The sequence below is a fragment of the Vibrio pomeroyi genome (assembly GCA_041879425.1).
In the GTDB taxonomy this organism is placed as follows: domain Bacteria; phylum Pseudomonadota; class Gammaproteobacteria; order Enterobacterales; family Vibrionaceae; genus Vibrio; species Vibrio pomeroyi_A.
In genome coordinates, this window is sequence record CP090854.1 from 441,677 (window position 1) to 457,390 (window position 15,714).

At 45.9% G+C, this 15,714-nt stretch carries 15 protein-coding genes and 1 tRNA gene; 7 read left to right on the forward strand and 9 right to left on the reverse strand.

Annotated elements, in window-relative coordinates:
• Positions 1–12 precede the first annotated feature (12 nt).
• The 5 genes from L0992_02055 to rpsU all read right to left on the reverse strand — a co-directional run bounded on the left by L0992_02055 (position 13) and on the right by rpsU (position 4,751).
• Positions 13–88 (reverse strand) — tRNA-Ile (locus tag L0992_02055).
• Positions 89–251: 163 nt separating this feature from the next.
• Positions 252–2,096 (reverse strand): RNA polymerase sigma factor RpoD, encoded by a 1,845-nt coding sequence (gene rpoD, locus L0992_02060; protein ID XGB67517.1) that lies wholly within the window; start codon positions 2,094–2,096, stop codon positions 252–254.
• 99 nt (positions 2,097–2,195) lie between these two features.
• The gene (dnaG, locus tag L0992_02065) at positions 2,196–3,947 is read right to left on the reverse strand and encodes a DNA primase (protein ID XGB67518.1); all 1,752 of its coding nucleotides are present in this window, start codon (positions 3,945–3,947) and stop codon (positions 2,196–2,198) included.
• A 119-nt stretch (positions 3,948–4,066) separates the two neighbouring features.
• Positions 4,067–4,510 (reverse strand): GatB/YqeY domain-containing protein, encoded by a 444-nt coding sequence (locus L0992_02070; protein ID XGB67519.1) that lies wholly within the window; start codon positions 4,508–4,510, stop codon positions 4,067–4,069.
• 25 nt (positions 4,511–4,535) lie between these two features.
• Positions 4,536–4,751 carry a 30S ribosomal protein S21 gene (gene rpsU / locus L0992_02075; GenBank protein ID XGB67520.1) on the reverse strand — a complete coding sequence of 72 codons (216 nt, stop codon included), beginning with the start codon at positions 4,749–4,751 and terminating at the stop codon, positions 4,536–4,538.
• Positions 4,752–5,009: 258 nt separating this feature from the next.
• Here rpsU and tsaD point away from each other — a divergent pair, with 258 nt between their 5' ends.
• Entirely contained in the window at positions 5,010–6,026 is a 1,017-nt protein-coding gene (tsaD, locus tag L0992_02080; GenBank protein ID XGB67521.1) for a tRNA (adenosine(37)-N6)-threonylcarbamoyltransferase complex transferase subunit TsaD, read from the forward strand.
• Positions 6,027–6,132: 106 nt separating this feature from the next.
• On the forward strand, positions 6,133–6,948 hold the full coding sequence (locus tag L0992_02085) for an alpha/beta hydrolase (protein XGB67522.1): 816 nt from the start codon (positions 6,133–6,135) through the stop codon (positions 6,946–6,948).
• 58 nt (positions 6,949–7,006) lie between these two features.
• Here L0992_02085 and plsY read toward each other — a convergent pair whose 3' ends face one another.
• Positions 7,007–7,603 carry a glycerol-3-phosphate 1-O-acyltransferase PlsY gene (gene plsY, locus L0992_02090; GenBank protein XGB67523.1) on the reverse strand — a complete coding sequence of 199 codons (597 nt, stop codon included), beginning with the start codon at positions 7,601–7,603 and terminating at the stop codon, positions 7,007–7,009.
• 138 nt (positions 7,604–7,741) lie between these two features.
• Between plsY and folB the strand changes: the two genes are divergently transcribed.
• From folB to L0992_02105, 3 genes are read left to right on the forward strand one after another with little or no spacing between them, the layout of a single operon-like run.
• Complete coding sequence (folB, locus tag L0992_02095) at positions 7,742–8,101, forward strand: dihydroneopterin aldolase (protein XGB67524.1); 360 nt, start codon at positions 7,742–7,744, stop codon at positions 8,099–8,101.
• A complete protein-coding gene (gene folK / locus L0992_02100; GenBank protein ID XGB67525.1) occupies positions 8,098–8,580 on the forward strand; it encodes a 2-amino-4-hydroxy-6-hydroxymethyldihydropteridine diphosphokinase in 483 nt (160 codons plus the stop codon). Before folB ends, folK begins: the two co-directional genes overlap by 4 nt.
• 15 nt (positions 8,581–8,595) lie before the next feature.
• Positions 8,596–9,399 carry an undecaprenyl-diphosphate phosphatase gene (locus L0992_02105; protein ID XGB67526.1) on the forward strand — a complete coding sequence of 268 codons (804 nt, stop codon included), beginning with the start codon at positions 8,596–8,598 and terminating at the stop codon, positions 9,397–9,399.
• A 92-nt stretch (positions 9,400–9,491) separates the two neighbouring features.
• Here the strand turns inward: L0992_02105 and L0992_02110 are convergent, their stop codons facing one another.
• Positions 9,492–10,808, reverse strand: a complete 1,317-nt coding sequence (locus L0992_02110; GenBank protein XGB67527.1) for a multifunctional CCA addition/repair protein — start codon at positions 10,806–10,808, stop codon at positions 9,492–9,494.
• 36 nt (positions 10,809–10,844) lie between these two features.
• Between L0992_02110 and L0992_02115 the strand changes: the two genes are divergently transcribed.
• Both L0992_02115 and L0992_02120 read left to right on the forward strand, forming a co-directional pair.
• The gene (locus L0992_02115) at positions 10,845–12,515 is read left to right on the forward strand and encodes an AAA family ATPase (protein XGB67528.1); all 1,671 of its coding nucleotides are present in this window, start codon (positions 10,845–10,847) and stop codon (positions 12,513–12,515) included.
• A complete protein-coding gene (locus tag L0992_02120; protein XGB67529.1) occupies positions 12,515–13,486 on the forward strand; it encodes a general secretion pathway protein GspB in 972 nt (323 codons plus the stop codon). The genes L0992_02115 and L0992_02120 overlap by 1 nt, the downstream gene beginning before the upstream one ends.
• A gap of 122 nt (positions 13,487–13,608) precedes the next feature.
• On the opposite strand, the gene L0992_02125 is transcribed toward L0992_02120, so the two are convergent.
• Positions 13,609–14,220: an SH3 domain-containing protein gene (locus L0992_02125; GenBank protein XGB67530.1), complete on the reverse strand. Its 612-nt coding sequence runs from the start codon at positions 14,218–14,220 to the stop codon at positions 13,609–13,611.
• A 205-nt stretch (positions 14,221–14,425) separates the two neighbouring features.
• Complete coding sequence (locus L0992_02130) at positions 14,426–15,688, reverse strand: inorganic phosphate transporter (protein XGB67531.1); 1,263 nt, start codon at positions 15,686–15,688, stop codon at positions 14,426–14,428.
• Positions 15,689–15,714 lie beyond the last annotated feature (26 nt).

Sequence of the window (15,714 nt, forward strand, 5' to 3'; positions counted from 1 at the left end):
GCTTTTCTAATTTGGTGGCCCCTCCCAGATTTGAACTGGGGACCGAACGATTATGAGTCGTGCGCTCTAACCACTGAGCTAAGGGGCCGTAGGGCATAGATTATAGGGGAAGCATTCAGTGGTGTCTAGACACTATAAGGGGCAATTCCGCTTACATCTTAGCCACTTAAATCACACGGATAAAAAAAAGGTGAGCCAACGCTCACCTTTTCTTATTTATGCTTAAAAGCTAACCACACTTGAGTGTGTGATTACTCGTCTAGGAAGCTACGCAGAGTTTCTGAGCGGCTTGGGTGACGAAGTTTACGCAGTGCTTTTGCTTCGATCTGACGGATACGTTCACGAGTTACGTCGAACTGCTTACCAACTTCTTCTAGAGTGTGGTCAGTGTTCATGTCGATACCGAAACGCATACGCAGTACTTTAGCTTCACGAGGTGTTAGGCCAGCAAGAACGTCTTTCGTTGCACCGCGTAGGCTTGTTGCCGTTGCAGAGTCTAGAGGCAGTTCTAGCGTTGTATCCTCGATGAAATCACCTAGGTGCGAATCTTCGTCGTCACCGATTGGTGTCTCCATTGAGATTGGCTCTTTAGCGATTTTCAGTACTTTACGGATCTTGTCTTCAGGCATTTGCATGCGCTCAGCCAACTCTTCCGGAAGTGGTTCACGACCCATCTCTTGTAGCATTTGACGAGAGATACGGTTTAGTTTGTTGATCGTTTCGATCATGTGAACCGGAATACGGATAGTACGAGCTTGGTCGGCAATCGAACGAGTGATTGCTTGACGAATCCACCACGTAGCGTATGTAGAGAACTTGTAACCACGACGGTATTCAAACTTATCTACGGCTTTCATCAGACCGATGTTACCTTCTTGGATTAGATCCAGGAATTGTAGACCACGGTTTGTGTACTTCTTAGCAATCGAGATTACTAGACGTAAGTTCGCTTCAACCATCTCTTTCTTCGCACGACGAGCTTTCGCTTCACCGATAGACATACGACGGCTGATGTCTTTAATGCTTTGAACAGTAAGAGACGTCTCTTTCTCGATCATATCCAGTTTTTGGATTGAGCGGCGGATATCGTTCTCGTTACGTTTGATCTTTTCTGCGTATGGCTTGTCAGAAGCAAGAACTTCATCCAACCATGCTTCGCTAGATTCGTTGCCAGTAAATAGAGCAATGAAAGATTTCTTCGGCATTTTGCCGTACTCAACCGTTTGACGCATGATTAGGCGTTCTTGAGTACGTACACGATCCATAGAGTTACGCAGTTCGTTTACTAGGTAATCAAACTGTTTTGGTGTTAGACGGAACTCTTTGAACACGTCTTGCATCATAGTCGTTGCAAGCATTGCTTTCGGGCTTTCGTGGCCGTACTCGTTGATCGCTAGTTGACGATTCTGGTAGCTAGTACGAAGTGCTGTGAACTTCTCAAGAGCAAGCTCAGGATCAATACCTGTATCTTCTTCTTCCTCTTCCTCGTCGTCTTCAGCATCTTCTTTGTCTTCGTCTTCCAGATCAGTTTCAGCAAGTTCTGAACCGATGTGAGTTGCCGTTGGCGCAGCAGTGCCATCGTCATCTGGGTCAACAAAGCCATTGATTAGGTCTGTTAAGCGAATCTCTTCTGCTTGTACGCGGTCAAACTGTTCCAAGATGTATGGAATAGTGCCTGGGTACTCAGCAACAGAAAGTTGAACCGTATTGATACCATCTTCAATACGTTTCGCAATGTCGATTTCGCCTTCACGAGTCAGTAGTTCAACCGTACCCATTTCACGCATGTACATACGAACTGGGTCAGTAGTACGGCCAATCTCGCTTTCTACGCTTGAAAGCGCAGCAGCTGCAGCTTCGGCTGCATCTTCATCTATATTGGCATCGTCATCATTAAGTGCTAGATCATCAGCATCAGGTGCAGTTTCAACTACCTTGATACCCATGTCGTTAATCATTTGAATGATGTCTTCTACCTGTTCAGAATCCACGATTTCTGCAGGTAGGTGGTCGTTTACTTCGGCGTAGGTCAGATAGCCTTGTTCCTTGCCTTTAATAACAAGTAATTTAAGCTGTGACTGCGGATTTTGATCCATAGATGATATCCAACTTCAGGTCTGGTGAAGGACGTTGCATTCTCAAATGCAAACCAATTATGTTAACAAATTTATTAAATGCTGACTAATCAAACAGGGTTACGCTTTTAGATCTAGCATTAAAGCTAGTAGCTCCCTTTTTTCTTCGGCTGATAAACCGACGCTTCTTGCTTTGGCCTGCAGGTTTTCAATTTGTTTTTCAACGCACTGGGCAAGTATATTGTCCAATGAGTCTAAAAATATGTCTTCTTGATTGTCTTCGTCGAGGGGGATTTCCCAGCTCGCGAGACGAGACAGAAGAGCCTCATGTTTATTGTGTCGCCAATGCTCTAATAATTGGCCTGTGTTGATATGGGGATGCTCGTGGCATTTATCAAGTACTTCGACGAATAAACTTAGTCCAGGCAACTGTAAGCCTTTGACACTCGATAAATCCGGTACCATATCAGCATAGCTCGGATTTTGGATAAGCAAAGCGATAACTTCACGCATTGGAGTGCGCTTCAGCTCTTTATGCGGTTGAGGTGTAGGGTTCTGTGTATGAACTCGCGCACGTCGCAATTGGTTATCAAATCCAGTCCGCTCATCGAGCAGTTTTTCGAGCAGTTCTTGGAAGTAACTATCAGGAATTTTGTTAATCAAGGCGCTAGCGTGTGCACGCAGTGCCGATTTTCCTTCCGTTGTTCCCAAGTTCAACTTGTGTATTTCAATCAGGTTATCGAACAAATAAGTCGAAAGCGGCGTCGCATTATGAACAAGCTGTTCGAAAGCGGCTTTGCCGTGTTCTCTTATATAGCTATCTGGGTCTTCACCGTCTGGTAAGAATAGAAACTTGAGCGTGTTCCCTGTTTTCAGGTACTCAAGGGCATTTTCCAGTGCACGCCACGCGGCTTCTTTACCTGCTCGGTCACCATCGTAACAACAAACCACAGTGCTGGTTTGGCGGAACAACATTTGAATGTGGTCGCCAGTTGTTGAGGTGCCTAGTGATGCCACTGAGTAATCGACACCGTATTGCGCAAGTGCTACGACATCCATGTAACCTTCAACCACAAGTACTTGTGGCGGTTCACGGTAGGCTTGCAACACTTCATAAAGGCCGTAAAGCTCTTTACCTTTATGGAAGATAGGCGTTTCCGGTGAGTTCAGATATTTTGGCGTGCCATCTTCTAATACTCGGCCACCAAAACCAATCACACGGCCGCGACGATCGCGAATCGGGAACATCACGCGCCCACGGAATCGGTCGTATCGGTTGCCTTTATCGTTCTCTATTAACATGCCGCCAGTCACGAGCATGTCTTGGGCTTCTTTCTGTTGGCCAAAGTTCTTACGAACCAAGTCCCACTCATCCGCCACATAACCAATGCCAAACTTCTGGACGATTTCGCCAGACAGGCCGCGATTCTTTAGGTATTCAATCGCTGGTTTATTGGCTGATATTTTCAGCTGCGAGCGATAGAACTGGCTGATGCCGCCCATCAGATCATAGAGGTTACGTTTTTGTTCGCTGTTGGCTCTAGGTGTTGTTGATATCTCGCCGCTGCGTTGTTCTCTAGGAACATCGAGCCCTAAGTAAGAAGCCAGTTCTTCAATAGCTTCAACAAAATCGAGACGTTCGAACTCCATAATGAAGTCGATAGCATTACCGTGTACGCCACAACCAAAGCAGTGATAAAACTGTTTTTCTTGGCTTACGCTAAAAGAAGGGGTCTTTTCGTTGTGGAATGGGCAACAAGCACCATAGTTTTTGCCTTTTTTCTTAAGTTTCACGCGTGCGTCCACAATGTCGACAATGTCGAGACGCGCTAGGAGATCATCGATGAAACTACGCGGGATGTGTCCTGCCATAAAACCTTAGAAAAATGCACTAACTGAGAATGTGGATAATAATAGTTTGAATAGGTTACAGATACAAACAAGCCGTGCGTTCCGAAGGATTGCACGGCTTGTTGCAATTTGATTTGGGATTAAGCGAGTTTAGAACGAACTAAACCACTAACTTTACCCATATCTGCACGCCCTTGAATTTGTGGTTTCAAGATAGCCATTACTTTACCCATGTCTTGCATGCCCGCAGGTTGAGCTTCGGCAATTACGCTATCAAGTAGTGCAATAACTTCTTCATCAGTTAGCGGTTGAGGCATAAAGCCTTCAAGTACAGCAATTTCTGCTTTTTCCACGTCAGCAAGATCTTGACGATTTGCCGATTCATATTGAGCAACAGAATCGCGACGTTGCTTAACCATTTTAACTAATACAGCAAGAATGTCGTCGTCGTTCAGAGTGATCCGTTCGTCAACTTCACGTTGCTTAATTGCTGAAAGAGCTAAGCGGATAGTGCCAAGGCGCGGTTTGTCCTTGGCTTTCATCGCTAATTTTTGCTCTTCTTTGAGTTGTTCAATAAGAGCCATAACTCAGTCCTTATGGATTAAGTTATTAGTACAGGCGAACGCGACGTGCGTTTTCGCGAGCTAGCTTCTTAGCGTGACGCTTTTGAGCTGCTGCTTTAGCGCGTTTGCGAACTGTAGTTGGCTTTTCGTAATGCTCGCGACGGCGAACTTCAGAAAGGATACCTGCTTTTTCACAAGAGCGCTTGAAACGACGTAGTGCAACGTCGAACGGTTCGTTTTCACGTACTTTAACTATTGGCATATGCCTTTCACCTCAGGGGTTATTCATTATCGCTGGCTACTCAGTACCAAATCAGAGAAGTTACCCATCGAGCTAACTCTCTATTCGCGTTTGGCCATTAACCAGCTTGATCAAAAATGGTGCGGAATTTTAATCCGATCACAGTAGCTTTGTAAAGCACTTTGTCGATTATAGTCTGTACAATATTTGTTTGAAGAGCTTAGGCAGGGTAATATTGCGCTAATTTCCCATTTTAGACGAAAGCGTGCCGAGAAAATTATGCGCATTATTGGTATTGAAACCTCTTGTGATGAAACAGGAATCGCAATTTATGATGATGAGCAGGGGCTGCTTTCTCATCAATTATATAGCCAAGTAAAACTGCACGCTGATTACGGTGGTGTGGTACCTGAGCTGGCATCACGTGATCACGTGAAGAAAACAATTCCGCTAATCAAAGCGGCTCTTAAAGAGGCAAACCTAACCTCTAAAAACATCGATGGCGTCGCTTACACGGCTGGCCCAGGTTTGGTTGGCGCACTGCTTGTTGGTGCAACGATTGGTCGCAGTATTGCTTATGCTTGGGGCGTACCCGCTGTACCCGTTCACCACATGGAAGGTCACCTACTAGCGCCAATGCTAGAAGATAACCCACCGCCGTTCCCATTTGTGGCTCTGCTGGTTTCTGGCGGTCACACTATGATGGTCGAAGTGAAGGGGATTGGTGAATACAAGATCCTTGGCGAATCGATTGATGATGCGGCGGGTGAAGCGTTTGATAAAACGGCTAAGCTGATGGGCTTAGATTACCCAGGTGGCCCGTTGCTTTCTCGATTAGCAGAGAAAGGCACGCCAGGTCGCTTTAAGTTCCCTCGTCCTATGACTGATCGCCCTGGCCTAGATATGAGCTTCTCTGGTCTAAAAACATTTGCAGCGAATACGATTCGTGACAATGACAACGATGATCAAACTCGCGCGGACATTGCTTACGCATTCCAAGAAGCGGTTTGTGGCACCTTGGTAATCAAGTGTAAGCGTGCCTTGGAACAGACAGGCATGAAACGTATAGTGATTGCTGGTGGCGTAAGTGCAAACAAGCAACTGCGTGTTGAGCTTGAAGCGCTTGCTAAGAAAATTGGTGGTGAGGTGTACTACCCACGCACTGAGTTCTGTACTGATAACGGTGCAATGATCGCTTATGCAGGTATGCAGCGCCTGAAAAATGGCGAGACTGCAGACCTTTCAGTTCAAGCAACACCACGTTGGCCGATTGACCAATTAGAGCCAATTGCTTAATACATCAAGATGTTTCGATAAACGGTCGCCTAGTGCGGCCGTTTTTATATCCTAGCTTACCGACTATATGTCGATAAATTATTGCTGATAGAGATTAGGGAAGAAGATGAACAAGTTCACTGTAGATAATCAATCGATGGCGTACCTAGATGAAGGTGAGGGCCCGGTTGTTGTATTGGGTCACAGCTACCTTTGGGATAGCGCAATGTGGAAGCCACAAATTGAGGAGTTGAAAGCTCAGTACCGTTGTATTGTGCCTGAGCTTTGGTCTCACGGTGAATCTGAAGCGGCACCGGGTGCAATGCGTAACCTGAAAGATTATGCTCAACATGTTTTGGCACTGCTTGATCACCTAAACATCGATAAGTTTTCAGTAGTTGGTTTATCGGTTGGCGGCATGTGGGGAACAGAGCTTGCCGAGTTAGCACCAGCGCGAATTCAGTCATTGGTATTAATGGATACCTTTGTGGGTCTAGAACCAGAAGTTGCGCACGCTAAATACTTCAACATGTTAGACACCATCACTCAAACTAAGATGGTTCCTCAACCGATTGTTGAAGCAGTGGTGCCACTGTTCTTCGCAAACGATGCTCAAACCAACACGCCAGATTTGGTAGAAGGTTTTACTCAGCAGTTATCAGAACTTCAGGGTGATAAAGCGGAAGAAGTGGCGCGCATCGGTAGAATGGTCTTTGGGCGTCGTGACATGATCGAATCAGTAGAGAACTTCGCGCTACCTGTGTTGGTTGCGGTAGGTCAAGAAGATAAGCCACGCCCAGTGCTTGAATCTTACCTAATGCACGATTGCATTACAGGGAGTGAGTTAGTGGTAATTCCTGGCGCAGGTCATATTAGTTCGCTAGAACAGCCAGAGTTTGTGAATACGATGCTGAAAGGCTTTTTAGACAAGCATCTGCTGTAGTACTAACGGCAACTAAAATTTATCGGCTGAAATCTTTATATTCGAAGGATATATAAGGTTAAGCCGATTTTTTTTGTCCGAGTTTTGGCTCGCTGCCATCAAGTAGGCGGCGGATATTCTGGTGGTGACGTAGCACGATTAAGCAGCACAACATGGCCACGGGCAGTGTGTATTGCGGTTTGACTAACCAAGCGTAGAAAGGTGCAAGTAGTACGGTGACCAGTGCCGCTAAAGAAGAGTAACGAAACAAAAACGCGACCACTAACCATGTCGCCATGATCATTCCCGTTAGATCGAATCCTATTGGGGCGATAGCGCCAAGTGCCGTTGCGACGCCTTTACCACCTTTAAAGTGGAAGAAGATCGGATACATATGGCCAAGGCAGGCTGCAATAGCGACAACGCCTAAAATGATTGGGTCGATCTTGAGGTAGTAACCAAGCCATACAGGGATGGTGCCTTTGAGCATGTCGCAAAGCAGTACTGATGCCGCAGCACCTTTACCGCCGACACGTAACACGTTGGTTGCTCCGGGATTATTCGAACCCACCGTTCTTGGGTCAGGGAGCCTCAAAACTCGGCATATCAAGACCGCACTAGAGATTGAACCTAGTAAGTAGGCAGCAATGATCATGATAAGTGCCAATGGGGTCATGTCTGTCCTTAAACGGTTATAAGCCTAACGATGGGAAAATAATGCTCAATCCAAGAGTAATTGATATCATATCTCGAATTACGCAAATAATACGTTTTTTTCCCCAATATGGGTATCCGACCTCTAAAAGGACAAGTCATGGCACTGGATAAAGTTTTCATTGAGCAGCTAGAAGTAATTACAACGATCGGTGTTTACGATTGGGAACAAGAGATCAAACAAAAACTGGTGCTTGATATTGAAATGGCTCATGACAACTGCCCAGCGGGCAAGAGTGATGATGTTGTTGATGCTTTGGATTACTCAACAGTGAGTACCGCTGTGCTTGACCATATTGCTAACGGTCGCTTCCTATTGGTTGAGCGTGTGGCAGAAGAAGTCGCTGAGTTAATCATGACTCAATTCTCTGTGCCTTGGATTAAGATCCGCCTAGCGAAGCCGGGTGCCGTTCCACAAGCAAAAGCTGTTGGCGTGATCATCGAACGAGGTCAAGCATGACAGTAGTCTATGTTGGTGTTGGCACGAACATAGAGCGCGACAAGCATGCAAGGGTGGCATGGACAGAGCTTCAATCGTTAGGGATTAACCTTAAATGCTCTAAAATCTATCACTGTGAGCCTGTGGGGTTTAATAGCCACCCGTTTTATAACTTTGTGATAGAGCTCGACACATCACTTTCATTGACTGAATTTTCACAGCAACTTCGTAAAATTGAGTTTAAATGGGGTCGCTCTCAAGATGCGCACAAACTTCAAGATCGAAAGCTCGATCTTGATATTGTGCTGTTTGGAGACGTGGTGTCTGAGCGCGAGCCAGAATTACCACGAAGTGATATCTATAAATATCCTTTTGTAACACAACCACTTTATGATCTCTGTCCTGCGAGAGTGATCCCGCAAGACGGACGAACCGTCAGTGAAATATGGCAGAAGATGCAGCAATTAGACTCGCTCTCTGTTGTAGATATAAAACTATAATTTTTAAGGTAAGTAATGAGTTATTTTGAAGCGTTTATATTGGCGTTGGTGCAAGGCTTTACTGAGTTTTTACCTATTTCCAGTTCTGCACACTTAATCCTCCCTTCTGCTGTTTTAGGCTGGGAAGATCAAGGTTTGGCTTTTGATGTCGCGGTCCATGTTGGTACTTTGGCTGCTGTGGTTATCTATTTCCGTAAAGAAGTGGTGTCTCTTTTGAGTGCTTTCTTTGGTTCGGTATTTAAGGGCGATCGCAGCAAAGAAGCGAAGCTGGCGTGGATGATCATTCTCGCGACGATTCCTGCATGTATCTTTGGTCTGCTAATGAAAGACATTGTTGAGCTTTACCTGCGCAGTGCGTGGGTGATTGCGACAACCACTATCGTCTTTGGTTTGCTTTTATGGTGGGTGGACAAGAATTCAAGCCTACGTGATGACGAATACCAAGCGGGTTGGAAAAAAGCCTTGTTCATTGGTCTTGCTCAAGCAATGGCGATCATTCCGGGTACATCTCGTTCTGGCGCAACCATTACTGCAGCGCTTTACCTTGGCTTTACTCGTGAAGCGGCAGCTCGATTCTCTTTCTTAATGTCTATCCCAATCATCACTTTGGCTGGTGGCTATTTAGGTCTTAAGTTGGTGACAAGCGGTGACCCAATCCATGTTGGCACTCTGCTAACGGGCGTTGCGGTGTCTTTCATCAGTGCTTATATCTGTATTCACTTCTTCTTGAAGCTTATCTCTCGTATGGGCATGACACCATTTGTTATCTACCGCCTCATTCTAGGTTGTGGTCTGTTTGCTTTCTTGATGATGCAGTAACAGGCGCTGATAACAGTCTCGTCGTAAAGATTGAAACAAAAAGCCCGCTTAATCGCGGGCTTTTTCATGCGTGTTTATCAGCGCACTGAAGATTAGTGATTAGCGAGTTCTGCGAGGGCGCTTTCAATTGCCGCTGCTCTGCGCTTCTCTTGCTCTTCTCGAATATCTTTGCCTTTAAAACCATCGACAATAATAGCCTTAACTTCGACTTGCAGCGCTGCTTGATAGGCCGCTTCAAAACGAGCTTTTTGAGGGTAAGGCTGATCTTCTAAACCTTTACGGCCAGCGTGGTCGGCTTGGCAGCAAAGCAGAATGTCGTTGAGCCTGTCTGGCTTGCGCCACACATCGAACTTGTTCAGAACCTTAAGGAAAGTCGTGGGCTTAAGTTCACCCGCGCGATGAATATTAGAGTGCTGCTCACACACTAATAGTGCGAGATCTCTGAATTCATTGGGTACTCTTACTCGTTCACAAAGCTTCTTAATGATCTTCACGCCAGTATGACAGTGCATTTTGTGGCTTGGCCATTCAGCTTGTGGTGTCACGCCTTTACCTAAGTCATGTACTTGAGCCGCAAAGCGTACTGGTAACGATGGGCTTAATAGGGCTGCTTGTTGAGCCACCATCAACGTGTGAATACCTGTGTCGATTTCAGGGTGCCATTTCTCAGGTTGAGGGACACCAAATAGAGCATCAATCTCAGGCAAAACAACCGCGAGTGCTCCGCATTCTCTCAGCACTGAAAGGAATACTTCTGGGTGTGGTGTGCTGAGAGACTTATGCCACTCTTGCCAAACACGTTCTGCCGTAAGGTGTGCGAGTTCACCTGATTGAACGATTTCATTCATCATCAACATGGTTTCAGGTGCAATCGTAAAGTTTAGGTGGTGAAGCTTGGCAGCAAAACGGGCAACACGCAGCACACGAAGCGGATCTTCAACAAAGGCATCGGATACGTGTCGAAGAATACGATCTGAGAGATCTTGTTGGCCGTGGTAAGGATCGTGCAGGTTGCCTTCGTCATCTTGAGCGATGGCGTTGATCGTTAGATCGCGGCGCATCAGATCTTCTTTCAAGCTAACATCTGGCGCGAAGTAACATTCGAAGCCTGTGTAACCAGAACCTGATTTTCTCTCAGTGCGAGCCAGTGCGTGCTCTTCCTTGGTTTTGGGGTGCAGGAATACCGGGAAGTCTTTACCCACCGCAGTGAAGCCAAGGCTTTCCATCTCTTGAGGGGTACTGCCGACCACGACCCAATCTTTATCATAGCTGTTAATATTGAGTAGCTTATCGCGCACCGCCCCACCGACTAGATAGCGCCGTAGCCCATTCTCTTTTGGTAGGCTATCGTATATTTGCAACTTATCACCTCGAAATGTTTTATCACTGCTGGACTTTACGGCAAGCAATGGTACTTTCCATTAATCGTAATTATAGGGCAGCACATGTATAAGGAATATTTTGGCTTCGTTGAGATGCCATTTTCGATTGTACCAAATTCTCGTTATTTGTTTTTGAGTCAGCGTCATCAAGAAGCGATGCAGAATCTACAAGCCGGTTTAGGCGAGGGTGGGGGCTTTGCGATGCTTACTGGTGAGGTAGGCACAGGTAAAACAACCGTCGCCAAAGCGATGTTGTCTTCACTCGATAATCAGACTCAAGCTGGCCTTATACTCAACCCTACATTTTCCAACACCGATTTGCTTGAAGCTATCTGTGATGAGTTTGAGGTCGATTACCCTGAACAAGCATCGCTCAAGCAGCTGAGTCAGGCTATTCATCATTTCTTGCTTGATAGCCATGCAGACGGTATTCAAACCTTATTGGTGATTGATGAAGCGCAACACCTCGCTGCCGATGTCTTGGAGCAGTTACGCCTTCTAACTAATTTGGAAACCGACAGCCGTAAGCTGTTAAAAGTGCTGCTGGTTGGTCAACCGGAATTGCAACAACACCTACAAACCACACAATTACGTCAGCTAGCACAGCGCATTACTGGTCGCTATCACCTATTGCCTCTAAATACGGAAGAAACCGGCAAGTACATCGCGTTTCGTTTGGAAACGGCGGGTGGCGAACAGATGCTGTTTTCGAATCGCTCCATCAAGCTGATCGCCCAATACACTCATGGTATTCCAAGGTTGATTAACTTGGTGTGTGATAAAGCGCTGCAATTGGCTTTTCATGACGGAGAGCAGTTACCAAGCAATGAAACCGTCAGCAGAGCCTGCCAACAGGTTATGGCTTTTCAGGCGGATGTCTATCATGTTGAGAAGCCTCGTGGCGCCGGTGTCGCGCCAAAACTGTTTCAGTATGCAGGTATTGCTACATTAAGTGTCGGTCTTGCCATTGCGACCTTTAATTTCGCACCATCCTATATCGATTCATGGTTACCTGCAGAGACAGAAAGTGAAGCTAAAACTGAGGTACTGGCACACGCTCAGCGCGCACTAGTAGCCGATACTCCTAAGTTGGTTGCTGAACCTAAGCCAGATAAGTTTGCGCTGCCACAACATATCCAACAGCACTTGATGCAGGGAACTAACCGTTCTCTTGCGATTAAAGATCTCTACACACTATGGGGATATCAATCTTCTTTGCGTGATGGCTTGTGCTTAAGTGAGCCACAGAGTGTTTTTGTGTGTGAGCAGCATAATTCGGATTTAGCGTCTCTGTTAGAACTCGGCGTGCCTGTGGTACTCAATCTCGAAATAGACCAAGAACCTGTATTTGCTGTGCTCTATGGTGTGTCTGAGGATTCAGTCGAATTGCTCGTTAACGAAAAACTATTGGCGATGCCAAAGCAATCCTTAGAACAAGTATGGCAAGGCGACTATGTCGCGATTTGGAAACAGCCGCTTAGAGAGACACTCAAAGAGGGCTATCAAGGTGAGGCGATTGCTATGCTTGATTTGCTGCTTTCTGAAGTCTTGGGTGAAGTGGTGTCTGGCAGTGATGTGTTTGATAACGAATTGAAAATGAAAGTTGAAGCCTTTCAGATTTGGCAAGGGATGTCTGTCGATGGCATCGCTGGTAAGCGCACGCTAGCAAGACTGCAAAGATTGGCTCAGCTTGATTCCCCTAAATTGATGTCACTGGAAGGAGGGGCAAGCTAATGTCACGTATTATGCATGAGCTTAAACACTCTTCTGGAAAACAGTCGTCTCTGAATCAGCATTCTCTTGGCAAACCAAGCTTCAAAGGCTACCAGAATCATCATGTGCCTAGCTCTGTTAAAGGGATGAGCAACAAACGTGGTTCATCGTTAGCGATGGGCCTGCTCCTAATTTTGGTTCCTTCCTTGCTGGTGGGTGGGGTGCTAGTTTATCAATCTTATAGTCAGCAACAGGCACACTTAGCAAACCAACCGGTTAATGCCGTGATGGCAGAGTCAAAGCCTAAGCCAGGGCTTGAACCACAAACCGTTGAAGCTGGAACACAGGCTGAAACTTCAGTGAAAGCTACAGAAGGTAATGCCTTGTTTGCTGTTAGTGTTGCTCCGACAAGTAAGGCGTTAAAAGCATTACCGCGCCAAGAGGTGTATGCGCAGGTTGAGCTAGAAAGTAACAATGTTGCGGGTGGAACAAAAGTAGCGATCGCCAACACCGATAACACACTGCAAACAACAACGAGTGCAGAACCGGTACCAACCCAACCAACGGTTCAATCAAGTGCGAATGATGAGAGTGCTGACCTACAAGCCGATAGTGATTTGCTGCAAGGGTTGGATCTTACTGAGCTACCGCCCGATTTGGCATTAAAGCTCGAATCTATCATGGGTACACAACAAAATGATGCACCTGAACCGATGGATTCTAGACCCGCTGGAGAAATGGGGTCGCAGGTCATCGAGTTAGAAACGCATACCAATAGCTTGTCTGGAGTGCTACCTAAGTTAGATCTACAGACTCACATGTATTCAAGCAGTGAAACCAAGCGTTGGGTAAAAGTGAATGGTCACGAAGTGGCGCAAGGGGACTGGATCGATCAAGACATTCAGTTACTCGAGATTAAACCGCAATCAGTGGTTATTGAGTTCAATCAGCAGAAGATAGAAATCCCTGCGCTGTATGAATGGAAGGGTTAGTGCGTTGCTGTTGGCACACTAGCTGAGTGAAATTCAAGACAAATAAAAAGGAGCACCTCGGTGCTCCTTTTTGATATTCGCTACTGGATTTACCTTAGTGAAAGGCAAGTAAAGCGGTTAGCTTACGCCCAGCCGTTTGGTGACTTTCTGCGACGAGGCATGATGTGTGGTAGAACAAGGCCTAGAAGTAGACCGATACCCGCAACACCACCACCGTACATGAAGTACTTCAGTAGCAGGTCATCTTTCTGCGTGTCTAGCTTAGCGCGTAGTTCACGGTTTTCTGTTTGAGAGCTTGTTAGCTGTTGGCTAATTTCGCTGTAGTTTTGCTCAAGTTCAGCAATTTGCTTGTTACGAGAATCTAGAGAGCTCGCTAGGCCAGCTTTTTCACTGTCAGCACTTTGACGAGCGTTTGCTAGCTTGCCTTTTACTTCAGTCAGTTCTTTCTCTAGTTTAGGCATACGCAGTGCCATGCTTTCTTGAGTGCTTACAAACTTACTTTCAACCCAACCTTTACGGCCGCGGTTGTCTTGAATCTGGGTGTAACCCGTACTCTTGTTAGTTTGTAGGTATGTAATCTTCTCACCAGCGTCAACACTACCGATGATACGGAACGTATTGTTTGGGCCAGAATGCATATAAGTAAATAGTTTGTCAGCAATATAACGGTCTTGTGCAAAGGCAGCTGGAGCCGCAAGCATTGCGAACAAAACTAAGCTAATCAGTTTTTTCACAGTAAATCCCTTAACGATTCAAATTGGGTAGGCGGATGAGTCAGCCTCAATTAGCAAATAATATTTAGTTTCTTTATGCGGTGCAACAAAGAAGGGAGGCAAAGCCTCCCTTTCTGTGCGTTTGAGTCAATAATGACATGGCATTTACATATCGTTACCGAAGCTCACACTATTCTGACGCTAGTCATCACTAACGCAGTCGCGATTACATAGTAAACGCAGCTTGAATTCCGTAGAAGAACACAACAGCAAGTAGAGCACCTGCAGGTAGTGTCACAATCCAAGAAGCTACGATATTACGTACAACGCCTAAGTTCAGTGCTGCGATACCACGAGCAAAACCAACACCCAATACAGCACCAACAAGTGTTTGTGTAGTAGAGATTGGAAGGCCAGTACCTGAAGCAAGTACAACCGTACATGCAGTTGCAAGTTGTGCAGCAAAGCCACGGCTTGGTGTTAATTCTGTAATACCAGTACCAACGGTTGCCATTACTTTATGACCCATTGTTGCAAGACCAACAACGATACCGAAGCCACCTAGAGGAAGAATCCACCATGCGATAGTACTCTTACCTGTGATTTCACCCATGTGCTCAACAGTTGATACAACAGCTGATAGTGGACCAATCGCGTTTGCAACGTCGTTTGAACCGTGTGCGAAAGCCATCGCACAAGCTGTGATAACCATTAGTACAGAGAAGATACCTTCAACGCCAGCAAAGCCGTGGTCTTCTTCGCGGTTAGCGAATTTCTTCTGGATGTATAGGTAACCGCCGATCATAACAAGTGCAGAAACTCCAGCAGCCCAAACCCATGCTTCAGTGTTGCTTAGGTGAAGACCAACGTGCTTAAGACCTTTCTTGATAGTTACAAGTGCAATGACCATTGTAGTAATGAACATGTATACCGGAACAAAGCGCTTCGCATTGAATAGCGGGTTTTCCGTATCAAAGATCAGTCGCTGCGCACTTACAAATATCACGTAAGCAAAGAAGCCGGAAATAACAGGTGTGATAATCCAACTGCCCACAATGCCTTGAACACTGTTCCAGTCAACCGCTTCTGTACCTACAGAGATACAAGCAAAACCGATGATTGCACCGATGATTGAGTGAGTAGTAGAAACAGGCCAGCCCATGTATGAAGCTAGAAGTAGCCATGTACCTGCAGCAAGAAGTGCAGACATCATACCGAACACAAGTACATCTGGTTGATGAGCGAATAGAGATGTTTCGATAACACCTTTACGGATCGTATCGGTAACTTCGCCACCGGCAAGATATGCGCCAGCGAATTCAAAGATCATTGCGATAATGATCGCTTGTTTAACGGTTAGAGCTTTAGAGCCTACTGAGGTGCCCATTGCGTTCGCAACGTCATTTGCACCAATACCAATAGCCATCAAGAAACCGAAAGCTGCTGCAACAATAATCAGGACAGTGCCGTAGTTAGCAAGGATATCCATCGTAATACCTAGTTGTTTGATAACAA